The organism is Formosa haliotis (assembly GCF_001685485.1).
Taxonomy (GTDB): domain Bacteria; phylum Bacteroidota; class Bacteroidia; order Flavobacteriales; family Flavobacteriaceae; genus Formosa; species Formosa haliotis.
This window is the reverse complement of sequence record NZ_BDEL01000001.1, coordinates 3,552,055-3,575,682: the sequence shown is the minus strand read 5'-3', so window position 1 is coordinate 3,575,682 and position 23,628 is coordinate 3,552,055. Positions and strand designations below refer to the sequence as shown.

At 34.3% G+C, this 23,628-nt stretch carries 22 protein-coding genes and 1 pseudogene; 18 read left to right on the top strand and 5 right to left on the bottom strand.

Annotation, left to right across the window (positions count from 1 at the left end; all coding sequences use genetic code 11):
- Positions 1-10 precede the first annotated feature (10 nt).
- Positions 11-3,157, bottom strand: coding sequence for a SusC/RagA family TonB-linked outer membrane protein (locus A9D35_RS15035; protein WP_066224435.1), 3,147 nt, complete (start codon positions 3,155-3,157; stop codon positions 11-13).
- Positions 3,158-3,447: 290 nt separating this feature from the next.
- Between A9D35_RS15035 and A9D35_RS15030 the strand changes: the two genes are divergently transcribed.
- Positions 3,448-6,333 (top strand): triple tyrosine motif-containing protein, encoded by a 2,886-nt coding sequence (locus A9D35_RS15030; RefSeq protein WP_066224433.1) that lies wholly within the window; start codon positions 3,448-3,450, stop codon positions 6,331-6,333.
- A gap of 61 nt (positions 6,334-6,394) precedes the next feature.
- Here the strand turns inward: A9D35_RS15030 and A9D35_RS15025 are convergent, their stop codons facing one another.
- The 4 genes from A9D35_RS15025 to A9D35_RS15010 form a co-directional block, all read right to left on the bottom strand.
- The gene (locus A9D35_RS15025) at positions 6,395-6,787 is read right to left on the bottom strand and encodes a rhodanese-like domain-containing protein (protein WP_066224431.1); all 393 of its coding nucleotides are present in this window, start codon (positions 6,785-6,787) and stop codon (positions 6,395-6,397) included.
- Positions 6,788-6,797: 10 nt separating this feature from the next.
- A complete protein-coding gene (locus tag A9D35_RS15020) occupies positions 6,798-7,112 on the bottom strand; it encodes a rhodanese-like domain-containing protein (protein ID WP_066224428.1) in 315 nt (104 codons plus the stop codon).
- Between the two features lie 107 nt (positions 7,113-7,219).
- Positions 7,220-7,834, bottom strand: a complete 615-nt coding sequence (locus A9D35_RS15015) for a thioredoxin family protein (protein ID WP_066224424.1) — start codon at positions 7,832-7,834, stop codon at positions 7,220-7,222.
- A gap of 6 nt (positions 7,835-7,840) precedes the next feature.
- The gene (locus A9D35_RS15010) at positions 7,841-8,380 is read right to left on the bottom strand and encodes a TlpA family protein disulfide reductase (RefSeq protein WP_066226154.1); all 540 of its coding nucleotides are present in this window, start codon (positions 8,378-8,380) and stop codon (positions 7,841-7,843) included.
- A 113-nt stretch (positions 8,381-8,493) separates the two neighbouring features.
- Here A9D35_RS15010 and A9D35_RS15005 point away from each other — a divergent pair, with 113 nt between their 5' ends.
- The 17 genes and pseudogenes from A9D35_RS15005 (at position 8,494) to A9D35_RS14935 (ending at position 23,628) form a co-directional block, all read left to right on the top strand.
- Positions 8,494-8,949, top strand: coding sequence for a MarR family winged helix-turn-helix transcriptional regulator (locus A9D35_RS15005; protein WP_066224421.1), 456 nt, complete (start codon positions 8,494-8,496; stop codon positions 8,947-8,949).
- Between the two features lie 142 nt (positions 8,950-9,091).
- Complete coding sequence (locus A9D35_RS15000; protein ID WP_369692179.1) at positions 9,092-9,634, top strand: NAD(P)H-dependent oxidoreductase; 543 nt, start codon at positions 9,092-9,094, stop codon at positions 9,632-9,634.
- A gap of 26 nt (positions 9,635-9,660) precedes the next feature.
- Complete coding sequence (locus A9D35_RS14995) at positions 9,661-10,227, top strand: YceI family protein (protein ID WP_066224418.1); 567 nt, start codon at positions 9,661-9,663, stop codon at positions 10,225-10,227.
- Positions 10,228-10,521: 294 nt separating this feature from the next.
- Entirely contained in the window at positions 10,522-11,925 is a 1,404-nt protein-coding gene (locus A9D35_RS14990; protein WP_066224414.1) for an anthranilate synthase component I family protein, read from the top strand.
- A 23-nt stretch (positions 11,926-11,948) separates the two neighbouring features.
- Positions 11,949-12,515, top strand: a complete 567-nt coding sequence (locus tag A9D35_RS14985) for an anthranilate synthase component II (protein ID WP_066224411.1) — start codon at positions 11,949-11,951, stop codon at positions 12,513-12,515.
- A 2-nt stretch (positions 12,516-12,517) separates the two neighbouring features.
- Complete coding sequence (gene trpD / locus A9D35_RS14980; protein ID WP_066224406.1) at positions 12,518-13,510, top strand: anthranilate phosphoribosyltransferase; 993 nt, start codon at positions 12,518-12,520, stop codon at positions 13,508-13,510.
- Between the two features lie 4 nt (positions 13,511-13,514).
- On the top strand, positions 13,515-14,300 hold the full coding sequence (gene trpC / locus A9D35_RS14975) for an indole-3-glycerol phosphate synthase TrpC (RefSeq protein ID WP_066224403.1): 786 nt from the start codon (positions 13,515-13,517) through the stop codon (positions 14,298-14,300).
- Between the two features lies 1 nt (position 14,301).
- Positions 14,302-14,901 (top strand): annotated as a pseudogene (locus A9D35_RS19720) (phosphoribosylanthranilate isomerase); the annotation flags it as partial.
- Positions 14,902-14,943: 42 nt separating this feature from the next.
- Complete coding sequence (trpB, locus tag A9D35_RS19715; protein WP_066226151.1) at positions 14,944-16,125, top strand: tryptophan synthase subunit beta; 1,182 nt, start codon at positions 14,944-14,946, stop codon at positions 16,123-16,125.
- Between the two features lie 403 nt (positions 16,126-16,528).
- On the top strand, positions 16,529-16,807 hold the full coding sequence (locus tag A9D35_RS14965; protein ID WP_066224401.1) for a GIY-YIG nuclease family protein: 279 nt from the start codon (positions 16,529-16,531) through the stop codon (positions 16,805-16,807).
- A 258-nt stretch (positions 16,808-17,065) separates the two neighbouring features.
- Positions 17,066-17,830 (top strand): tryptophan synthase subunit alpha, encoded by a 765-nt coding sequence (gene trpA, locus A9D35_RS14960; RefSeq protein ID WP_066224396.1) that lies wholly within the window; start codon positions 17,066-17,068, stop codon positions 17,828-17,830.
- A gap of 99 nt (positions 17,831-17,929) precedes the next feature.
- A complete protein-coding gene (locus tag A9D35_RS18790; protein ID WP_162841021.1) occupies positions 17,930-18,073 on the top strand; it encodes a hypothetical protein in 144 nt (47 codons plus the stop codon).
- Between the two features lie 65 nt (positions 18,074-18,138).
- On the top strand, positions 18,139-18,591 hold the full coding sequence (locus A9D35_RS14955) for a tRNA (cytidine(34)-2'-O)-methyltransferase (protein ID WP_066224394.1): 453 nt from the start codon (positions 18,139-18,141) through the stop codon (positions 18,589-18,591).
- A 74-nt stretch (positions 18,592-18,665) separates the two neighbouring features.
- Entirely contained in the window at positions 18,666-20,189 is a 1,524-nt protein-coding gene (locus A9D35_RS14950; protein WP_066224390.1) for a carbon-nitrogen hydrolase family protein, read from the top strand.
- Positions 20,190-20,592: 403 nt separating this feature from the next.
- Positions 20,593-21,213 (top strand): TetR/AcrR family transcriptional regulator, encoded by a 621-nt coding sequence (locus A9D35_RS14945; RefSeq protein ID WP_066224388.1) that lies wholly within the window; start codon positions 20,593-20,595, stop codon positions 21,211-21,213.
- A complete protein-coding gene (locus A9D35_RS14940) occupies positions 21,203-22,525 on the top strand; it encodes a TolC family protein (protein WP_066224386.1) in 1,323 nt (440 codons plus the stop codon). Before A9D35_RS14945 ends, A9D35_RS14940 begins: the two co-directional genes overlap by 11 nt.
- A 14-nt stretch (positions 22,526-22,539) precedes the next feature.
- On the top strand, positions 22,540-23,628 hold the full coding sequence (locus tag A9D35_RS14935; RefSeq protein WP_066224385.1) for an HlyD family secretion protein: 1,089 nt from the start codon (positions 22,540-22,542) through the stop codon (positions 23,626-23,628).

Sequence of the window (23,628 nt, the reverse complement as noted above, 5' to 3'; positions counted from 1 at the left end):
CTTCATGTTTTTAAAATTGTGCATTTATACCTAATAATCCTGAAATTGCTTGTGGATAAAATCCTCTATCTATTCCCATTACGCCACCTCCAATTTCTGGATCGTAACCTGTGTATTTGGTAAATGTGAATAGATTTTCTCCGGTTATATAAAATCTTAATTGCTGCATCCCGATTTTCTTAATGGTATTTTCAGGTATTGAAAAACCTACTTGAACCGTTTTTATTCTAAAATAATCGCCATCTTCTAAATAGAAATCAGATGGATTATTAAAGTTCTTATTGGTATCGTTAGTGGTTAACCTTGGGTATGTATTAGAAGTCCCCTCTCCGGTCCAACGTCCTAAGGCAGCTGTTTGATAGTTGGCATTACCAATATCTAAACGTCTAAGACCTTGAAAAATCTTATTGCCGCCAGCACCTTGACCAAAGATTAACAAATCGAAATTTTTATAGGCTAAATTTAAGGTCATACCGTAAGTGAATTTTGGTATAGAACTTCCCAGAAAATCACGATCGTCGGCAGTAATGGTTCCATCACCATCAATATCTTGCCAGCGAAAATCACCCGGAACAGCATCTGGTTGAATTCGTGATCCATTTTCACCTACATAGGCATCAATCTCTGCTTGATTTTGAAAAATACCATCTGTTCTAAATCCGAAGAACGAATTAAATGGTTGCCCAACTTGGGTTCTTGTAATAGGATAACTACTAGACTGAATGGTTTGATCGCCATCGGTTAAGTACGCGACATCTCTACCTAAATACGTAACCTCATTTTCTAAAAGAGAAAGATTCGATTTAAATGATATACTAAAGTCACCAATAACTTTATCGTAACCCAACTCCATATCTATACCACGGTTTTCCATATCGGCCACATTTCCTGCTGGATTTCCAGACCCTACATATCCCGGTAAAGTGATATCTTGTAAAATACCTACAGTTTCTTTGATATACCAGTCGAAACTAAAACTTAGCGTATTAAAAAATCGCGCATCCAAACCAATGTTGGTTTGCGAGGTTTCTTCCCATTTTAAATCTGGATTAGACGGTGCATTTGGACTATTCCCGATGGTTACAGAACCTTCATGACCGTTACCAATGGTATAATTTCTACCATCGCCAATAGTTGCTAAATACCTAAAATCGCCAATAGCATCGCTACCTGTAACTCCATAACCTCCTCTAAACTTCAAGGTGTTTACAACATTATTTTCTGGCCAAAACGCTTCTTTAGAAGGCACCCATCCTAATGAGAACGATGGAAATACGCCGTAACGATTATTAGACCCGAATCGTGATGAACCATCGCGACGAATAATTCCAGTAAATAGGTATTTCTCATCGTAATCGTAAGTTAACCTCGAAAATAAAGAGGTTACAACATGTTCTGCACTTGTGTAACCGTAGGCAGTAATTTGATCTTCAGGAATATCATAATTAAAAGACGCATCTCGATAATCATCTACGGGTAAGCCATTATAAGTTACACCTTGTCCGTCTGTAATATTGTCTACATAAGTTCCTTGACCTAATAAAACACTAAAATTATGTTTCTTTATGCTTTTAGTATAAGACAAGGTATTCTCTATATTCCAACCAAAACCTTTATTAGAACTTCTATACAAGCTATTAACTGGAACAATATATGTTGAATTTAAATATGCTACTGGCGTAAAATTTTCTTCTCCCCAATAGGCTAGTTTACCACCAAGAGTACTTTTTAATTTTAAACCCTCTATAAGTTCTAATTGCACATAAGCATTACCAACAAAATTGTCTGCCCATCCATAATTTCCTAATCGCGTTTGTGCATAGGCCAAAGGATTCGACATTTCTTGAGTTACTAAAGAGGAAATTCCATAAGGGTTACCGTTAGCATCTCTAAAAATCCCTCCTTCTGCTCTATTATAAGGTGCCGCATTAGCTAAAGCCGGATTTGTTTCTACTAAAGGCGTTAAAGGATCTAGGTTGATCGCAGAGCTTAAAGGCCCTCCAAATTCACTGTTTGTATTTCCTAATCCAACATTTTTTTCTCTTGAAAAACCTAAGGTTTGCCCGAAAGTAATTTTATCGGTGATTTTGTGAGTTGAATTAAGACGAATACTTTTTCTGTTGTAGTTTGAAATATCTGAAGACACAATACCTTCTTGTTCTAAAAGACCAAAAGAGGCATAGAAGGAAGACGTTTCATTACCACCACTAACACTTACTTCATGATTTTGTCTTCTAGCACTTTTATTAAAAATGGCATCTTGCCAATCTGTACCTTCACCATAAGCCTCTGGGTTAGGAAAAGGTAAAACGAAATCGCCATGTATTGCTTGGTTATAGCCATTAGCGTATTTCTCGTTCATTAAAGTGGCATATTGTGTTCCATTTAATAAATCTAATTTTCTTGCCGGAGCAGAAACACCTGTAAATCCGTTATAATTTACAGATAACCTTCCTTTACTACCTTTTTTAGTTGTAACAAGAATAACTCCTGCCGCTGCTCTTGCTCCATAAATAGCTTGAGAAGCAGCATCTTTAAGCACTTCTATAGATTCGATATCGGACTGGTTTAAATATCCAATACCTCCAGCATCTACCACAACACCGTCTACAACCCAAAGCGGTTCGTTATTACCGAAAGTTGTAATACCACGTACACGAATAGTAGAAGACGAACCAGGTTGCCCAGAATTCGCAGCTATAGTAAGTCCAGATGCCCTACCTTGTAAAGCTTGTTCTACTCTAGTAATAGGTAAACTTTCAAGATCGGATTCTTTGACTCCTGAAATTGCTCCAGTAACCACACTTTTCTTCTGTACACCATAACCTACAACAACAACCTCATCTAGGTTTTGAATGTCTGTTACTAATGTAATTTTCAATTTACTTTGTCCTGAAACAGGAATTTCTTGTGTTAAGTACCCTAAAGAACTTACCACTAATACTGCATTAGAGGGAGCATCAATTTCGAATTGCCCATCAAAGTCGGCAATCGTTCCATTAGACGTTCCTTTTTCTAAGATTGTTGCCCCGGTTACGGGCAAACCGCTTTCGTCGTAAACCTCTCCTGTTACATGCAGCGCTTGCGCCCATAATGTATTAGAATAAAGTAAACTCAAAATGCCAAGTACCACTAATTGTCGTAATCTTAATTTCATAATTTTTCAAGTTAATGTTTGTTAATCTCGAACAATTATAGGGTTAATTTTGAGATATCCTTAAACAAAACACCCTTTCAAAAACTCATCAAACAAATTTTAAAACTTACAAAAACACATCAAACAAATTTTAAACTCCTGATTTACAGAAACTTAAAAACTAAAAAACCATGTTAATTAAATATTAACTCACTAAATACTACTACAAAATGAAGATTTGCTGTATATTGTTTAAATAACACACAAAAACATGTGTTTTTACAACTTACATTCACATAAAAAGGAAACTCATGAAACCTTGTAGTCGACATTTTGTTATACTTCTACTTATTTTAAATTCTATTGTTTTGCAGGGTCAGGTTAAGACTCTAGGAGTGCCCAATATTAAAAATTACAAAAAGACAGAATACCAAGGAGGCACTCAAAATTGGAATATTATTCAGGACCAGGAACGCAACATTTACTTTGCCAACAATCAAGGCTTACTTCAATTTGACGGTGTATCTTGGAACAAATATGTACTGCCAAATAATGGTTCTATTCGAGCAATAGATTTAGATACTGAAACGGGTAGGATTTATGTAGGAAGCTATAATAAGTTTGGTTACTTTAAGACGAATAACACCGGCGACTTAGAATTTACAAATCTTAGCGACCTTATAAAGGATGTAAATAAATTAGAATTTGGGCATATATGGAAAATACACAATACAGATAGTGAAATTATTTTTCAATCGTTTAAAGGTGCATTTATCTATAATAAAAATAGCGAGGTACTTACATATCTTGAAGCTCCAAATCAATTCCAATTTTCGTTTAACATCGACGGCCTTATATATCTTCAGGACGCAAAATTAGGCTTACAACTATACGAAAACGGCAGATTAAAGTCACTCACAAACACTCAACTATTTAACGACATGGAAATATGGGGCATGTTTAAAATGCCTAACAATAACCTTATCATTTCGACTTTAAAAAATGGTGCTTTTATTTACGACTTCAATCAAGTTAAGCCCTGGAACTCTGAAGCAAATACGTTTTTAAAAGCTAATAACTGCTTGGGTGGCACAGCTTATAACAGCGAAAGTATTGTTTTAAACACGGTGTTAAACGGTATGATTATAGTTAATTTTAAGGGAGAAATACTTCAACATATTAACCTTAAAAATGGTTTACAAAACAATACTATTTTAAGTTCATTTATTGATAGCGAAAAAAATATCTGGTTAGGTCTAGACAATGGAATTTCTTATATATACGAAAACTCTCCCTTGTCTTACTTTGGAATGAGTTATAATATTAGTACTGTATATGCATCTGTTATTTATAATGACAATTTATATATTGCCACAAATCAAGGTGTATTCTATCACCCTTGGAATACTAATTTTAACGAAGAGGAAAATTTTGACTTAGTTGAAGGCACCAGTGCACAAAGTTGGAATATTCAAATTATAGGTAATCAATTAGTATGTTCTAATAACCGTGGTGCTCTTATAATTGAGGGGAATGCGGTTACCAAAACGTTAGACGCCAAAGGCTATTATGGTTTTAAACAAATTCCTAATCAACATGACTATTATATTGGAGCTAATTACGGCGGATTTGCATTATTCCAAAAGTCGGATAACGGCTTACAATTTATAAACCAGATTCCGGGCTTCAATAAGGAATCTACCAATTTTGAGTTATCGGACACCTATTTGTGGGTTAATAAAGACGAGGTTGTTTATCAGCTAAAACTTTCTGCCAATCATGAGCACATAGACACACAACGTGTTATTTCGGAATTAACCCCAGAAATTAAAGGTATTCACAGTATTCAAAAAATAAACGACACCATCTACTTTCAAAATAAAAATCATTTTTATAGCTATAACAAACTTCAAGATACATTTATTAAAAATGAACAATTAAGCCAAGTTTTCGAAAAAAAACCATTAATAAATTATTTAAAAGAAGACATTGAAGGCAATTTATGGTACAATTACAATGAATCTTTAGGCGTGTTAAAGAAAATCGGTGCGAATCAATTTCAAGATATTACCGCACCATTTTCTAACTTAACCAATAATCTCGTTTCTAACTACATATCCATAAACACTTTAGACCAAAACAATGTATTTATTGGACTTACAGATGGTTTAGCACATTTCGATTTCGATTTTCAGAAAGATTATGAAGTCAAACCCATTATCAATTTCCGAAGTTTCTCTTATGGAGATCAAACCATACATTTTGGAAATCCGAATTCTGAATCGCAATCCCTCGACCTCCCTTATAAATGGAATGACATAAAAATTTTATACGCTGCATCTATTTTTGAAAACAGAGAAAATGTACTGTACAGCTATAAACTAATTAACTACGATAGCGATTGGAGCGACTGGAGCCCACAGACCATGAAAGAATACACCAATCTTAGAGAAGGCACGTATGACATGAGAATCAAAGCTAAAAACAGTTATGGTATACTATCTAACGAAGCCAGCCTTTCATTTACTATAGCACCTCCATGGTACCGCAATATTTTAGCTTATTTGGGGTATTTGGTATTATTTCTACTTACAATTTATTTGATATCTCAAAATGTAAAAATGAAAATTAGAAAAAATAAATACTACGAAACTATAGAACAACGTAAGATTTACTTAGAAAAGGAATCTAAAATTATTAAGCAGCAACACAGATTAGAAAAAGAAATTGAGACACTAAAAAATGAAAAGCTACAAACCAGAATACTAACTAAAGATAAGCAGTTGGTAAATAACTCTCTGCAAATTGCTAAGAAAAACAAACTATTAAATGGTATTGTTTCTAAACTTAAAGCGATAGATGAAGCTCGGTTAGACGACCATACCAAACAACAATTAGGCAAATTAAAACGCAGTGTTGTAAAGGAAATAAATAATGATAGTAGTTGGAGGGAATTAGAAAAGCACATTAAAAATGTGCATTTCGACTTTTTAAAACGCCTTAAAGAAAAGCACCCCAATATTTCACCACGGGAATTAGATTTATCGACCTATTTACTTTTAAATATGTCTACGAAAGAAATTGCAGAGGTTATGAATATTTCTACAGGAGGCGTAGAATTAGCGCGCTACAGATTACGAAAAAAACTAAACTTACAACGCAAAGAGAGTCTTACCGGATATTTAATGAAGATATAAACCTAAAAAAAGGCATTAATTGAGTGCTCAATGAATGCCTTTTTTCAACCAAATTCTTGGGTTATTTTATAACTTCCTTGCCTTGATGTTTCCATTCGGACATACCTCCTTTTAAATCGAAAATTTTTACAAAACCTGCCGCTTTCAGTTTTTCGGCACATTCAGAACTTCTATTTCCGGTACTGCAATACAAGGCTACGGGTTTATTTTTATCTAAATTTTCTATATCCTCCTCAAAAGTTTCCGAACTAAAATCAATATGCTGAGAATCTTTAATATAGCCATCAGACAAACGTTCTTCATGAGATCTAACATCTACCATCTGTACATCGTCTGCGCTAATTAAAGATTGCATTTCTTCTGGAGATATCGTTACAATACGCGCTTCATGAGGTTCACTACAAGCTGTAAACATTAGCAAAACCATGCAAAAAATAAAACTGATTTTTTTCATTTATAAGGTATTAACGCTCTTCTACTTCGCCGGTCCAATCGTTAAATCCGCCTAGTAAATTATATGAATTTTCTATACCTAATTGATCCATGATATCGCAAGCCTTTCCACTTCTTACGCCCGAACGACAATACACATAATAATTTTTAGTTTTATCTAGTTCGTCAACCTGATTTACAAACTCTTGTCCTAAATAAAAATCGATATGTTTCGAGTTTGGGATAAAGCCTTGATCTACTTCTTCATCTGTTCTTACATCTAAAATAACGGCATTGCTATCGTTTTCTAATTGCTCTGCCCACTCTTCTTGTGTTAAATCTGCCATGTCTTATTAACTTTGTTTACAAATTTATAATTTCTTAGGTATTAAACGAAAAAAAATCCGAAGTCTTACACATTCGGATTTTTTTTCGTTTAAAGTATGCTTTTTTGTTATGCCTTAATAGAGCATCCAATGGCTTTAGTTTCTTTCTCTTTAATTTCTTTCCCTTGTAACAAGGCGTCTACGGCCTGTTCTACATATTTAGTTTTTACATCAGAAGCATCTTGAAAGTTATCATCAATGGCACCAATATATTTTACTTCGTTTCCTTTTTTAGTTTTCTGTAAAAGGTATACATGAGGCGTTTTAGTAGCACCATATTGAGGATAAATTTCTTGTTTTGCATCTATTAAATACGGGAATGTAAATCCTTTTTCTTTGGCTCTTTGTTTCATAGCATCCATACTATCTCCAGGTTTTACACTCGTATTATTTGGCATGATAGCAATTACAGGATACCCTAGGGCTGCATATTTTTTATCTAGAGCAACAATACGATCTTCGTAAGCGACAGCATACGGGCAAGTATTGCAGGTAAAAATAACAATGTAACCTTTGGCATCTTTGTAGTCTGATAGTGACACCATCTTGCCGTCTATATTTTCCAATTTAAAATCGGTTGCAATATCGCCTACTTTATATCCTCCGGCGGCAGTGTTTACTGGAGTAAAAGCAGATACTATTAGTAATAATAGTAATGCGGTAGTTGTTTTTAGTGTTTTCATAGGTAGTTATTTTAAAAATGTTTTAAGTTCTTTTTCTAATTCTTCGTACGTAAAAGATTGTTCGTAAAACTCACGCTTATCTTTACTATATATAATGGTTGCAGGTATAGACCCCGACCAAATATCGTTTACCTTAGGAATCCATGTATTAGAATCTGGATCGTTTAAGGCAACGACTTTCGATTGTAAATTATGTTCTATTATAAAAGGTTTCAATTTTGTTTCGTAAGCCTTTTCAAAATCTAGACTAACTAAAAGTAGTTCTACATTTTTTGAAGCATACTCTGCCTTTAATTTTTCAAAATGAGGTAATTCCTTTACACAGGGTGCACACCAAGTTGCCCAAAAATTAATCACATGTACTTTATCATCTGCTTTATGTAAAAGCGGCTCCAATTCATCAAAATTATAAATAGGTAAGTTAACATCGGCAACAGATTTCGCTACAGTTTCAACCTGATGATTCTCTTCTTTTATTTGTCCTTGCTTGGGCTCATTTTTACAAGCCAAACAACATAATACTAGTAATACTAAAATATTTTTCATGTTATAAAAATAATCAACGCAATTTCTCATCATTAAAATTTAACAAAATATTATACAATCCATAGTTCCTAGTTTAAAAATACATTATACATTTGTATATACAATTATTGTACATGAAACAGTTAGAAGACATCTTAAAAACAACAAAGCCTATTCCTTTAAATACAAAAACAGTATTAAACATTTCGTACTCAAGTATTTGGATTAAAGATACTGTAACTGCGGTTTTAAAACCATTCGATATTTCTAACGAACAATTTAATGTACTTCGCATTTTAAGAGGCAAAAAAGGTAGTCCTGCTAATTTACAAGACATCCAAGATCGCATGATTAATAAAATGAGTAACACCACTAGGCTGGTAGATAAGCTAATTTTAAAAGGATTGGTTGAACGTTTTACCTGCGAAAAAAACAGACGAAAAGTCGAAATTTTTATAACAAAGTCAGGTTTAAAACTTTTAAAAGACATAGACCCTATAATAACCCAAGCAGAACAAGAAATTACTCGTAACTTAACAGAGGACGAACTAAAAACATTAAACCTTCTTTTAACAAAATTACGATCGTAATTTTTAAAACATAACACTTGTATATACAATTAACACAAAAATAAGAATACCCTATGAACACATATATTGAACAATTACAATGGAGATACGCCACAAAAAAATTTGATACTTCTAAAAAATCTCTAAGTCTGATTTAGAAATTTTGAAAGAAGCCATTCAATTATCGGCTTCATCTTTCGGCTTACAACCTTACAAGGTTTTTATTATTGAAGATGAAAGCATCCGCGAGCAATTAAAAGCAGCATCTTGGAATCAGCCACAAATTACAGAAGCCTCGCATATGATTGTATTAGCGAATATGACCGATGCTAACGATACTTTAGTAGACGATTATATAGAGAATGTTAGTAAAACGAGACATATTCCTAAAGAAAATCTTGTGGGCTATTCCGATATGATGAAAACTAACGTGGTCGCTTTACCAACAGAAGCTAGAAACAATTGGACTGCTAAACAAGCGTATATTGCTTTAGGCAATGTGCTATCGGCAGCTGCCTCCCTACATATAGATGCCTGCCCAATGGAAGGTTTTGATCATGCTGCTTACAATAGCATCTTAGGGCTAGATAAACAAAATTTAAATGCTGCTGTTGTGGTTACGTTGGGGTATAGAGCCGAAGACGATGACACCCAGCATTACAAAAAAGTAAGAAAACCTGAACACGAATTATTTTCAATTATATAATAATAAAAACCCCTAAACATTTAAACATGAAAAACACAATTAAAGGTACCGCTATTTTAGTTCTAGCCATAGCATTTGCTGCATTTACAACCCTAAAAGTTAAACAAGTAGACGTAAAAGAAAGTCAAATAAACTGGATTGGACATAAAGTTACCGGCCAACACGACGGTACGATTACCCTTAAATCTGGGAGCTTAGAATTTAAAGGACAAACCTTAGTTGGAGGGTCGTTTGTAATGGATATGACAACCATTAATACCACAGATTTAAAAGGAGATTCTAAAGGAAAATTAGATGGACACTTAAAATCTGAAGATTTTTTTGGAGTTGATAAGCATCCAACAGCAACTTTAATTTTTACAGATATCGAAAAAAATGAAACGGACTACACTATTAATGCCGATTTAACTATAAAAGATATTACAAAACCTGTAACATTTAAAATGGTTGTAACCGAAGATACAGCAACTGCTGCCTTAAAAATAGACAGAACAAAATACGATATTAAATATAAGTCGGCTAGTTTCTTCGACGATTTAAAAGACAAAGCCATTTACAATGATTTCGATTTAAATGTGACTTTAAAATTCTAATAGACCTAATTCTATTATTAATAGCAATGTGTGAGTGAGTGAAATTCCTGTGGTGTATGTATTAATTTACTGACCTACAGGAATTCTCTTTTGTAATTTTTTCAAAAAAAATTTGATAACTAAATTTACATTCCTATATTTGAATCAGATAATAAAAAAATGAATTCAACTTTAAATTTTACTTGGTGGTGGAACGCTCGAAATTCAATCTTCGTGAACTAAACCTATCGTATATTTTAAACTCAAAATAACAAGGCTTGTCATTCACGACAAGCCTTTTTTATTGCAAAAAAAATGAAACAATTTAAACTCACCACCCATTACAAAAAAATATTAGCCGACACCATTACGCCGGTAAGTATATATTTAAAAATTAGAGACAAATTCCCTAATAGTATATTGTTAGAGAGTAGCGATTACCATGCTAACGATAATACCTTCTCTTATATATGTTGTAATCCTATTGCATCTATAAAAGTACAACACGAAAGTATTACGCAGGAATTTCCTAATGGAGAAATTGTTACAAAAGAAATCGAAGAACGCGGTCTTGTTACCGAAGAAATTCACAACTTTACGAAGCGTTTTAAAACCGATGATAACGACGCGTTTAAATTTATAAACAATGGTATATTTGGATATATTGGTTACGATGCAGTGCGTTATTTTGAAGACATATCAATCAGCAAAAAGAAAGATGCCTTAGATATTCCAGATATTTATTATGCTGTATATCAAAATATAATCGCTATAAACCACTTTAATAACGAAGCTTATATTTTTGCACATTGTTACGATGCCGAAAATAATATAGACGATCTACATCAGCTTATAAAATCTAATCAATTTGCAACCTATCAGTTTTCTCCAGAAGCCGATTTATCTTCAAATTTAACCGATGAAGACTATAAAAAAAGTGTGGTTTTAGCCAAACAACACTGTGCTCGTGGCGATGTGTTTCAGCTGGTTTTATCAAAAAAATTCTCGCAAGAGTTTAAAGGAGACGAATTCAATGTATACCGCGCATTACGAAGTATTAATCCTTCACCGTACCTATTCTATTTCGATTACGGAACATTTAAAATTTTTGGTAGTTCTCCTGAAGCTCAACTTGTAGTAAAAAACGGAAATGCCGAAATTCACCCCATAGCCGGAACTTTTAAACGTACCGGAAATGATGAGCAAGATGCCGAACTAGCTAAAAAATTAGCCAAAGACGATAAAGAAAATGCCGAACACGTGATGCTGGTTGATTTAGCTAGAAACGATTTAAGTCGTCACGGAAGTGGCGTTACAGTAGATACTTATCGCGAAGTCCAATTCTTCTCGCATGTTATTCACTTGGTAAGTAAAGTGATTGGTAAAAAGCACGAAGACACCATAACCATGCAAGTAGTTGCCGACACTTTTCCTGCAGGAACATTAAGCGGAGCCCCAAAACATAAAGCCATGCAACTTATTGAAAAATACGAAAAAACAAGTCGTGAGTTTTACGGTGGCGCTATCGGATTTATGGATTTTAGTGGGAATTTCAATCACGCGATTATGATAAGAACCTTCTTAAGTAAAGACCATAAATTACATTGGCAAGCGGGGGCAGGAATCGTTTCAAAATCCAAACCTGAAGACGAATTACAGGAGGTTTACAACAAACTTGGCGCCTTAACAAAAGCCATACAATTAGCCAAAAATATATAATAGTGACAATACAATATCACACTATGAAACACATATTAGTTATAGATAATTACGACAGTTTTACTTATAATTTAGTGCATTATTTAGAAGATCTAGGATGCCAAGTCACAGTAAAACGAAATGATAAAATAAAGTTAGAAGACGTTGATGCTTTCGATAAAATAGTATTGTCTCCAGGTCCTGGAATTCCAGATGAAGCCGGTTTATTAAAAGACATTATTAAAACTTATGCGCCTACAAAAAGTATTTTAGGAGTTTGTTTAGGGCAACAAGCCATAGGTGAAGTATTTGGCGGTACAATAGAAAATTTAGAAAATGTATATCACGGCGTGGCCACCGAAGTAACTTTGGCTGTCGATGATGAAAAATTATTTGAAGGTTTCAATAAAACTTTTCCTGTTGGGCGTTACCATTCTTGGGTCGTTTCAAATCAATTACCCGATGTTTTAGAAGCGACTTCGTTTGATGAAAACGGACAAATTATGTCGCTTCGTCATAAGGTTTTCGATGTGCGTGGGGTACAATACCACCCAGAATCGGTGTTAACACCTAACGGAAAACAAATGCTAAAAAACTGGATAAATAGTTAATTATGAAACAAATACTTAATAGACTTATAAACCACGAACACATCTCGAAAGAAGAAGCAAAACGTGTGTTGGTAAACATCTCGAAAGGCGATTATAACCAAAGTCAAGTGGCTTCATTTTTAACCGTTTATATGATGCGTAGCATTACGACAGACGAGTTAGAAGGATTTAGAGATGCCCTTTTAGAATTGTGTTTAGCAGTAAATTTCTCTGGCTACAACACGATCGATTTATGTGGTACTGGTGGTGACGGAAAAAACACATTTAATATTTCTACCCTCGCTTCATTTATTACGGCAGGTGCAGGAGTACATGTAACCAAACACGGTAACTATGGGGTGTCTTCGGTTTCCGGATCGAGTAATGTTATGGAACATTTAGGCATAAAATTCACTAACGATGCCGGCTTCTTGGAGCGCTGCTTAGAACAAGCTGGTATTTGTGTATTACACGCACCATTATTTCATCCTGCAATGAAAAACGTGGCACCAATAAGAAGAGAACTAGGTGTAAAAACGTTCTTTAATATGTTAGGGCCTATGGTAAATCCTGCATTTCCTAAAAACCAATTGGTAGGTGTTTTCAATTTAGAATTAGCCCGTTTATATGGATATTTATATGAAAATACCGATAAGAATTTCACCATTTTACATGCTTTAGATGGTTATGATGAAATTTCATTAACTAGCGATACAAAAGTCATTTCTAATCAGTCTGAAACCATGCTAAGCCCTCAAGATTTTGGGGTTGAAAAAATTAAACAATCCGATATTTTTGGTGGCGATACAGTTAAAGACGCTGCCAATATTTTCGTAAATATATTAGAAGGTAAAGGCACCGAAGCACAAAACAATGCCGTTTGTGCCAATGCGGCCATGGCCATAAAAACGGTAAAAAACACATCGACTTTAGATAGTTTTGCCGCAGCCAAAGTATCTTTACAATCTGGAGAAGCCTTAAAACGATTTAAAACTTTAGTAGATTTAAGCGCATAACATCATGAATATTTTAGATAAAATTGTAGCCGATAAACGCCAGGAAGTAGCGCTAAGAAAATCGTTAATTCCAATAAAACAATTAGAACAATCGGTATTATTTACTCGTGAAACAAAGTCATTAGCAGCAGCTTTACAAGCAAGTACTTCGGGTATTATTGCCGAACACAAACGCAGATCGCCATCAAAATCGGTTATCAACCATAACTTAAATGTGTTCGATGTTGCCAAAGGCTATCAAGATGCGGGCGTTTGTGGAATGTCTGTGTTAACCGATGGTAAATATTTTGGCGGAAGTTTAGACGATTTACTTACCGCAAGAGCAAGTTGCGACTTGCCTCTACTCCGCAAAGAATTCATTATTGATACATACCAGATTATTGAAGCCAAAGCCTACGGTGCCGATGTTATTTTATTAATCGCTGCCATCCTAACGCGAGAGGAAATCAAGACGTTTTCAGAATTTGCCAAAAGTTTAAATATTGATGTCCTACTTGAAGTACATAACGAAGAAGAACTTCAAAAATCCTTAATGCCAAGTTTAGATATGCTTGGTGTAAACAACAGGAATTTAAAAACCTTCGATGTCTCTTTAGAGATAAGCAGGGATTTAAGCACACTTATTCCTAACGATTTTGTTAAGGTTTCAGAAAGTGGAATAAGTACTGTAGAAGCCATCAAAAGCTTACAACCTTTTGGATATAAAGGCTTTTTAATTGGTGAAAATTTCATGAAAACCGATAATGCAGGTGCTAGTGCTACCAAATTTATAAATACCTTAAACCAATAGCATGAAACTAAAAGTTTGCGGCATGAAATTCCGAGAAAATATTGAAGAAATTTCAAGCCTTCAACCCGACTATTTGGGATTCATTTTCTATGAAAAATCAGAGCGTTTTATAACTGCGGAATTACCACCTCTTTCAAAAGACATAAAAAAAGTAGGCGTCTTCGTCAATGAAACCCTAGACCATGTTGTAACCACGGCGCTTGCTTACAATTTACAAGCCGTGCAAATACATGGTCATGAGTCTGTAGACTATTGTTCTGAACTTCGAAAATATCTTCCAGAGATTGAAATTATAAAAGTGTTTTCAATTAAAAATGAATTCAATTTTGAAATACTAAAACCTTTTGAATCGGTTTGCGACTTTTTCCTTTTCGATACGAAAGGGCATTTGCCTGGAGGAAATGGATATACCTTTAATTGGAATATTCTTAAAGATTACCCCTCAAGCAAACCTTATTTTTTAAGTGGCGGCATCGGACTTTCGGAAACAGAAAATTTATCGAATTTCTTTAAAAGTGAAGCCTCAAAACACTGTTATGCTATTGATGTAAACAGTAAATTTGAAACCATGCCCGGGTTAAAAGATTTTAATCAACTAAAACAATTTAAACAGCAATTAGCTGAAAATACAACACAACACACTATGAGTTATAATATAAACGACAAAGGCTATTATGGCGAATTTGGCGGCGCTTATATCCCTGAAATGCTTTATCCAAATGTAGAAGAATTACGCCAGAATTATATTAAAGTAATGAACGACCCGTCTTTTAAGGAAGCTTTCGATTTGTTATTAAAAGATTATGTTGGGCGTCCTTCTCCGCTTTATTTTGCCAAACGCTTAAGTGAAAAATATAACACCAAAATTTACTTAAAACGTGAAGATTTAAATCATACAGGAGCTCATAAAATCAATAATACTATTGGGCAGATTTTAATGGCACAACGTTTAGGCAAAAAACGAATTATCGCAGAAACAGGGGCTGGTCAACACGGTGTAGCCACTGCTACAGTTTGTGCACTTATGGGCTTAGAATGTATTGTATACATGGGTGAAATTGACATAGCCAGACAAGCGCCAAATGTAGCGCGTATGAAAATGTTAGGGGCTACAGTTATTCCTGCTCTGTCGGGAAGTAGAACCTTAAAAGATGCCACAAACGAAGCCATTCGCGATTGGATTAATAACCCGGTAAACACCCATTACATTATTGGAAGTGTAGTTGGTCCGCATCCGTATCCAGATATGGTAGCTCGTTTTCAAGCCGTAGTTTCCGAAGAAATGCAATGGCAATTAGAAGAAAAAGAAGGCCGCACTAAACCCGACCATGTGATTGCTTGTGTGGGAGGTGGAAGTAATGCTGCTGGTGCTTTTTATCATTATTTAGATGAGACAGATGTCAATTTAATTGCTGTAGAAGCCGCTGGATTAGGTGTCGATTCTGGAGAAAGTGCTGCGACTTCGGCTTTAGGGAAAGAAGGAATCATTCATGGTAGCAAAACCTTATTGATGCAAACTCCCGACGGGCAAATTACAGAGCCGTATTCTATTTCTGCAGGTTTAGATTACCCTGGAGTAGGCCCAATGCATGCTAATTTATTCGCAACCGGTCGTGCTGAATTTATTTCGGTAACCGATGATGAAGCTATGAAGGCCGGAGTTGAATTATGTAAACAAGAAGGTATTATCCCTGCTATAGAAAGTTCTCATGCATTGGCGGTATTTAATAAACGAAAATTCAATCCAGAAGAGGTTGTTGTTGTTAGTTTATCTGGTCGTGGTGATAAAGATTTAGATACCTATATTAAATATTTTAATTTATAATGATTTTTTTTTAAAGCTGCCGTCATGCTGAACTTGTTTCAGCAGCACACAAGAAAATTAAAATTCTGAAATAAATTGAATAGACAATAAATAATTATACCTAGGTTTCATTAACATTGAAGAAACAAAATAATGTGATCCTGAAATAAATTCAGGATGACGATTGTGAACCAAAATAAGAATAGGACGTCATGCTGAACTCGTTTCAGCATCCCACAAGACATATTAAAACTCTGAAGTAAATTGAATAAACAATAAAAAATTATACCTAGATTTCTTTAACATTGAAGAAACAAAATAATGTAATCCTGAAATAAGCAGGATGACGATTGTGAACCAAAATAAGAATAGGACGTCATGCTGAACTTGTTTCAGCATCCCACAAGACAAATAAAATTCTGAAATGAAGACAAGTTTCGTTTACATACTAACAAATTCGTACAGAACGACTTTTTACGTAGGCGTAACAACTAATTTATTAAAACGAATACATGAACATCAAAATAATGTTGGGTCTGTATTTACCAAAAAATATAATTTAAAAGACCTCGTCTATTTTGAAGAATTTACGGATATAAACCAAGCTATTGCAAGAGAAAAACAATTAAAAAACTGGAAAAGATCTTGGAAATTAAATCTAATTAAAGAGACCAATCCTACTCTTAAAGCATTGGTAATTTAGTAAACCGATAAAGATTTTTATGAATTATAAAAAATGAGAATAATGTGATCCTGAAATAAATTCAGGATGATTAATGCAAACTAAAACAAGTATAAAACGTCATGCTGAACTCGTTTCAGCATCAAACAAGAAATATTAAATCTCTGAAGTAAATTGAATAGGCAATAAATAATTATACCTAGGTTTCATTAACATTGAAAAAAACAAAATAATGTGATTCTAATATAAAGTCAAGATGACGAAAAAATTGTAATTATCATGAATAGAATAAACTCAAAACTCCAAGAAGATAAAAAGCTTTTATCTATATATTTTACCGCTGGTTACCCAAGTTTAACCGACACTGTTAGCATAATTGAAGACCTTGAAAAAGCAGGTGTCGACATGATTGAAATTGGCTTACCTTTTAGCGATCCTTTGGCCGACGGACCAACCATACAAGCAAGCTCTACACAAGCTTTAAAAAATGGTATGACTACAAAAGTTTTGTTCGAGCAGCTTAAAGATATCCGTAAAACGGTTTCCATTCCTTTAATCATTATGGGATACTTTAACCCGATACTTCAATATGGGGTAGAAGATTTCTGCAAAACATGTCAGGAAATTGGAATAGACGGATTGATTATTCCAGATTTACCTGTAAACGAATACAACGATCACTACAAGGCTACTTTTGAAAAATACGGGCTTATAAACGTCTTTTTAATTACGCCACAAACATCTGTAGAACGTATTAATTTTATAGATTCTATTTCTAACGGATTTATTTATATGGTTAGTAGTGCTAGTGTTACCGGTAGCCAATCAGGTTTTGGAGAAGAACAAACCAAATATTTTAACCGTATTGCCGAAATGAAATTGAAAAACCCACAAATTATTGGGTTCGGAATTAGTGATTCTGAAACTTTTAATCAGGCAACCTCGTACACTAAAGGTGCGATTATAGGAAGTGCTTTTATAAAATATATTACCGAAAATGGCATTTCGAATATAGACGGATTTACATCAAAAATTAGATCGTAATCGAATGCTTAACGTTTGTTAACAAGGATTTAAGATGATTTTGACACCCTAAAACCCTACTTTTTTTATCTTATAGTTGAATCAATAAAAATGAAAATTATGGGAATTATTAAAGATCAAAAGAAATTTAAACCGAAAGAAAAACAGTCGAATCCAACAAACCCTACGGCAAATACCAATCAGGAAACCAATACATTCGACATAGATAGCAAAACGATTAAAAAACAGCAAAACAAAAAATAATTAAAATCTAAAAAGGCTTTTCAAGATTTGAAAAGTCTTTTTCTTGTTTTTCAACCCCTTAAAATATGCCATTAAATATTGTCCTTATTGAACCTGAAATCCCGAATAACACCGGAAATATTGGTCGATTAAGTTTAGCCTCAGGTTCTAATCTTCATTTAGTAAAGCCTTTTGGTTTCGAAATCGACGATAAACGTTTAAAACGTGCTGGACTCGATTACTGGCAACATCTTAATGTAACCTATTATGAATCTGCCGAGGAATTTTTCAGTATAAATGCCGACAAAAAAATGGCCTTTTTATCGAGTCACGGCGAGAAATCTCATTGGGAAATCAACTATGAGGATGATTTATTTTTAGTCTTCGGAAAAGAATCGGTTGGTCTTCCAAAGACACTCATAAACCAGCGTAAAAACGATTTGTTTAAAATCCCATTATTCAGCGAGCATGTACGCAGTCTAAACCTCTCTAACGCCGTGAGCATCATCATTTACGAAGGTTTAAGGCAGTTAAAATAGCCCGATTAATTTTTTAAAAGCTGACTAATTAATTTGTACATTTCGCACATAAAAATTTAAAGTATAGCATACCCATGGAAGATATTGAAAATATTGAATTGGCCTATTTAAGTCTAGATGATTACCAAGAGCTAAAGGCCGCTATGATTGAGTCGTATGCAAGTATGCCAGACTCTTATTGGCGCGAGCACCAAATAGAAACCCTTATAAAACACTTTCCAGAAGGACAAGTTGTTATTAAAATAAACAATCAGATTGCCGGTTGTGCTCTATCTATTATTGTGAATTATAATAGGTTCGACCACGCACATACTTATAAAGATATTACTGGAAATTACACGTTTAACACCCACGATAAAAATGGCGATGTTATTTATGGTGTCGATGTGTTTATAAAACCTGAATTTAGAGGCTTACGCTTAGGTAGACGCCTTTACGATTACCGAAAAGAATTATGCGAACGTCTTAACTTAAGAGGTTTGGCCTTTGGCGGACGTATACCTAATTACCATAAATACTCTAGCGAGTTAACACCAAAACAGTATATAGAGAAGGTGAAGCGTAAGGAAATTCACGATCCAGTATTAAACTTTCAAATTTCTAACGACTTCCACCCTACCCGAATTTTAAAAAACTATTTAGAAGGTGATAGCAATTCTGAAGATTATGCCGTGCTTTTAGAGTGGGATAATATTTATTACGAAAAAAAGGTTGAAAAAGCAGCTACTACAAAAAAGATAGTCCGTTTAGGATTGATCCAATGGCAAATGCGCCCTTATATAGATCTGGACGATGTGATGCAACAGGCAGAATATTTTATAGACGCTGTGTCGGGTTACCGTAGCGATTTCGCCCTGTTCCCAGAGTTTTTTAATGCCCCATTAATGGCCAAAGACAACCATTTGTCTGAGCCAGACGCCATTCGTAAATTGGCAGAATACACCTCGGAAATTGTACAGCGCTTTTCTAAATTGGCAATCTCCTATAACATTAATATTATTACGGGAAGTATGCCCGAAATTGCGGCAGATAACCGCTTGTATAACGTAGGGTATCTATGCCGACGTGATGGCACAACAGAACGTTACGAAAAATTACACGTAACCCCCGATGAAGCTAAAGTTTGGGGTATGGAAGGCGGATACAAACTAGAAGCTTTCGATACCGACTGTGGTAAAATTGGAATACTAATTTGTTATGATTCTGAATTCCCAGAGTTAAGCCGTTTGTTAGCAGATGAAGGTATGGACATTTTATTTGTTCCTTTTTTAACCGATACGCAAAACGGATATTCTCGAGTGCGCCATTGTGCCCAAGCGCGTGCTATAGAAAACGAATGTTATGTAGCCATAGCCGGAAGTGTCGGGAATTTACCAAAAGTACATAACATGGATATTCAATTTGCGCAATCTATGGTATTTACACCGTGCGATTTTGCGTTTCCTGCAAATGGAATAAAAGCAGAAGCCACACCCAATACCGAAATGATTTTAATTGCCGATGTGGATATCGATTTATTGAGAAACCTCAACCAATTTGGTAGCGTAAAAAACTTAAAAGACAGACGTAAAGATATTTTTGAATTACGTAAAAAGTAGATTCCATTTCTTAAACCAGATACAAAGAGGATCACTACAAAGTTAGATTGTCGTTAACCTGAATTGAATTCAGAATAACGATTTTGAATGCTTTTTAGTCATCCTCTTTTTTATGCTTAAGAATTACAAAGATTATTTTACACCCACCTTCTAACCTAATAAGGATAATAGTCAGCTTGAGCACCTATATGCACTATCTCGACTGCGCTCGATATCGCAAAATTTCGATTAAAAGCTAATCACAAAGCCTATACTTAATCAACTGTATTTCAAACAATACACAGTAAAACTACATCTTCTTAATCTTCAAACTCATAAATTATCATAAAATTTAACATTTAAACAAACGTTTAATTTAAACAAGTGTTTAAATTTGTCCCCGATTTTAAAAGAAAAGGGGTACATGGAATTAAACGATAAACAGATTCAAATATTAACAGCGGCAGAAAAATTATTTGCCGAAAATGGTTTCGACGGAACATCAGTCAGGCAAATCGCTAAGGAAGCTGGCATCAATATCGCTATGATTTCGTATTATTTTGGCTCAAAAGAAAAACTATTAGATGCACTTTTAGTCTATCGTATTTCAGATTTTGGAGTAGAATTAGAATCTATAATTATAGGCGACGAATCTTATACAAATAAAATCGAAGCCTTTATAACCTTACTTATAAAACGTATTCACAAAAATCGTAGGATTCATAAAATTGTTAGTGCCGAGTATTCTAACCCCTTTAGAAAAATAAATTTTGACAGTTATGAAAACTACAAAACTCAAAATTTCAACATCATTTCAAACTTTGTAAAATCCGGACAAGAAGCAGGTGTTTTTAATAAAGAGATTAATATTCAAATGATTATCCCTACCATTTTAGGTACTTATATTCATTTTTATTCTAATAATCAATTTTATAAAACCCTACTAAATCTTAACACCGAAGCCGAGATTGAGGATTACGTTCATAACGAATTAACAACACATATTATACAAACTATAAAAGCATTATTAACTTATGAAAAGTAGATTTTTAATACTTTCTGCTCTCTGCTTATTCAGCCTTCAATTCTGTTTAGCTCAAGAAACGCAGCTACTCTCTATACCAGAAGCGGTACATTTAGCTCTAGAAAATAGCGATGGTGCCAAAATTATTAATAGTCAGGTAACAACTTCAGAACATGAAGTGCAAGTTGCCAAAGCCTTACAATATCCAGATTTTACAGTTGGCGGACAATACAGACATTTAACACGAATAGATTTTGCTTCGGAAATTAATATGGATCCCAGTACGGAAATTGAAGCCACCGAAGGTGTAAGCATACCAAACGTGAACCAATTAATGATGGGAAATTTAGATATTTCTATGCCTATTTTTTCTGGTTTTAAAATTAAAAACACCATAGAAGCTAGTAAAAACTTACATACTGCGAGCACCTATAAAGCGAAAAACAATAACGAAAAACTAGCGCTACAAACCATAAATTTATATATCAATTTATATAAAGCGGAACAATCTATACACCTATTCGAAGACAATTTAATTAGTGCCAAACAACGTGTTACCGACTTTACAAACATGGAAGAAAACGGTATTTTGGCTCGAAACGATTTATTAAAAGCTCAGCTTCAAGAATCGCAAGTTTCCATTTCTTTAGAAAATGCTAAGAAAACCAAAAACATTTTAAACTACCGCTTAGTTACTCTACTTAAACTACCAGAGCAAACCATTGTAGAAACCATATCCGATAATTTCGGTATGGCGCCAACCTCTGTAGAAACCGACTCGATTTACCGTAGCGATTTAGAAGCTCTAAAATACCAAGAGCTTGCTACCGAAAATCAAATCAAAATTGCAAAAGGAAATTACTATCCGTCTATAGGTCTTGTTGGTGGGTATATGGCTGTAGATATTCCGAATGCATTCACGCTAACAAACGCCATGAATATTGGGGTTGGAGTGACTTATAACCTATCGGATATTTTTAAAAACAAAAGTGAAGTTGAAGTCGCTAAAAGCAAAGCCGATGAATTAAAATATACGATTGATAAAGCCACAGATGATATTAAGATTGAAATTGAAAATGCTAGTCAGGAATATCAATTAGCATATAAAAAATTAGCGCTTTATGCCAAGTCTGAAGAACAAGCTATAGAAAATTACCGTATTGTAAAAGATAAATTTGATAATGGCTTAGCCGATACTAACGATACCCTTGAAGCCGATTTAGAACAACTTCAAGCTAAAATAAATCTGGCTTTTGCTAAAGCAGACATCTCTCAAAAATATTACGAACTATTAACCGCTCAAGGTCAATTAACATCATTAATAAACAACTAGTAAGGACACATAAAATGGAACAGGAACAAAAACAAAAGACCAATAAAAAATTCGTAATCATAATTTCTTTTATACTTCTTATCGGAATTGTTTACGGTGGATATAAATTCATGCATTCCCTAAGTCATGAAGAAACAGACGATGCACAAATAGAAGCCAATATGACGCCTATAATTCCGCATGTAGGCGGGTATATAGAACGTGTTTTGGTATCGGACAATGCTATGGTGAAAAAAGGAGATACCCTTTTAATTATAGATAACCGCGATTATATGATTCAATTGAGTCAGGCCCAAGCAAATTTAGCTGCTGCCGAAAGTGGATTAGCCGTTTCTGAAGCAAGTATTGGTTCGTATACTGCAAATTCTAATGCCGCCAATGCGCAGGCAAATTCTGCTGGAATTACTATTGAAGCTGCAAAAATTAAACTATGGCGTGCTCAAAACGATTTTACACGTTACGAGAATTTATATGAAAATCACTCCATTACGGCACAACAGTACGAACAAGCTCTGGCTGGGAAACAAGAAGCCGAAAAACAATTAGAACTTTTACAAAATCAACAAAAAGCTAGTAATAGTCAGAGTAACGCTGCTGCACACCAAACCACCATTTCTAAAAAACAAGTTACAGTGGCCGAGGCTCAAATAAAATTAGCGCAGGCACGTGTAGATGCAGCACTTCAAAATTTAAGTTACACTTTTATAACCGCTCCTATAGACGGGCAATTATCGAGTGTTAGAATACAAGCCGGACAATTTGTGCAACCAGGACAATCGTTATTCTATTTAGTAAATACCAACGATAAATGGGTGATTGCTAACTTTAAAGAAACGCAATTGGCTAAAATGAATATCGGCCAAAAAGTAAGTATTAGTGTAGATGCTTATCCCGACCATGAATTTGAAGGTACAGTAACAAATTTTTCACCTGCAACTGGTTCTAGGTTTTCCTTACTACCACCAGATAACGCCACAGGAAACTTTGTTAAAACCATTCAGCGTTTACCTGTAAAAATTGATTTCACTGAGAATAACAATGCCGAACAATTTAAAAAATTACGTTCAGGAATGAATGTAACTATCGACGTGCATTTAAAGTAA

What these genes read in the sequence shown, in the direction of transcription:
- A9D35_RS15015 (WP_066224424.1), bottom strand. Translation starts at nt 7,834, where the DNA reads ATGAAAACACTAAAAACAACTACCGCATTACTATTATTACTAATAGTA.
- A9D35_RS15030 (WP_066224433.1), top strand. Translation starts at nt 3,448, where the DNA reads ATGAAACCTTGTAGTCGACATTTTGTTATACTTCTACTTATTTTAAAT.
- A9D35_RS18790 (WP_162841021.1), top strand. Translation starts at nt 17,930, where the DNA reads ATGGGAATTATTAAAGATCAAAAGAAATTTAAACCGAAAGAAAAACAG.
- trpB (WP_066226151.1), top strand. Translation starts at nt 14,944, where the DNA reads ATGAGTTATAATATAAACGACAAAGGCTATTATGGCGAATTTGGCGGC.
- A9D35_RS15010 (WP_066226154.1), bottom strand. Translation starts at nt 8,380, where the DNA reads ATGAAAAATATTTTAGTATTACTAGTATTATGTTGTTTGGCTTGTAAA.
- A9D35_RS14990 (WP_066224414.1), top strand. Translation starts at nt 10,522, where the DNA reads ATGAAACAATTTAAACTCACCACCCATTACAAAAAAATATTAGCCGAC.
- A9D35_RS14940 (WP_066224386.1), top strand. Translation starts at nt 21,203, where the DNA reads ATGAAAAGTAGATTTTTAATACTTTCTGCTCTCTGCTTATTCAGCCTT.
- A9D35_RS14995 (WP_066224418.1), top strand. Translation starts at nt 9,661, where the DNA reads ATGAAAAACACAATTAAAGGTACCGCTATTTTAGTTCTAGCCATAGCA.
- A9D35_RS14985 (WP_066224411.1), top strand. Translation starts at nt 11,949, where the DNA reads ATGAAACACATATTAGTTATAGATAATTACGACAGTTTTACTTATAAT.
- A9D35_RS15005 (WP_066224421.1), top strand. Translation starts at nt 8,494, where the DNA reads ATGAAACAGTTAGAAGACATCTTAAAAACAACAAAGCCTATTCCTTTA.
- A9D35_RS14950 (WP_066224390.1), top strand. Translation starts at nt 18,666, where the DNA reads ATGGAAGATATTGAAAATATTGAATTGGCCTATTTAAGTCTAGATGAT.
- A9D35_RS14945 (WP_066224388.1), top strand. Translation starts at nt 20,593, where the DNA reads ATGGAATTAAACGATAAACAGATTCAAATATTAACAGCGGCAGAAAAA.
- trpC (WP_066224403.1), top strand. Translation starts at nt 13,515, where the DNA reads ATGAATATTTTAGATAAAATTGTAGCCGATAAACGCCAGGAAGTAGCG.
- A9D35_RS15025 (WP_066224431.1), bottom strand. Translation starts at nt 6,787, where the DNA reads ATGAAAAAAATCAGTTTTATTTTTTGCATGGTTTTGCTAATGTTTACA.
- A9D35_RS14965 (WP_066224401.1), top strand. Translation starts at nt 16,529, where the DNA reads ATGAAGACAAGTTTCGTTTACATACTAACAAATTCGTACAGAACGACT.
- A9D35_RS15035 (WP_066224435.1), bottom strand. Translation starts at nt 3,157, where the DNA reads ATGAAATTAAGATTACGACAATTAGTGGTACTTGGCATTTTGAGTTTA.
- trpA (WP_066224396.1), top strand. Translation starts at nt 17,066, where the DNA reads ATGAATAGAATAAACTCAAAACTCCAAGAAGATAAAAAGCTTTTATCT.
- trpD (WP_066224406.1), top strand. Translation starts at nt 12,518, where the DNA reads ATGAAACAAATACTTAATAGACTTATAAACCACGAACACATCTCGAAA.
- A9D35_RS15020 (WP_066224428.1), bottom strand. Translation starts at nt 7,112, where the DNA reads ATGGCAGATTTAACACAAGAAGAGTGGGCAGAGCAATTAGAAAACGAT.
- A9D35_RS14955 (WP_066224394.1), top strand. Translation starts at nt 18,139, where the DNA reads ATGCCATTAAATATTGTCCTTATTGAACCTGAAATCCCGAATAACACC.
- A9D35_RS14935 (WP_066224385.1), top strand. Translation starts at nt 22,540, where the DNA reads ATGGAACAGGAACAAAAACAAAAGACCAATAAAAAATTCGTAATCATA.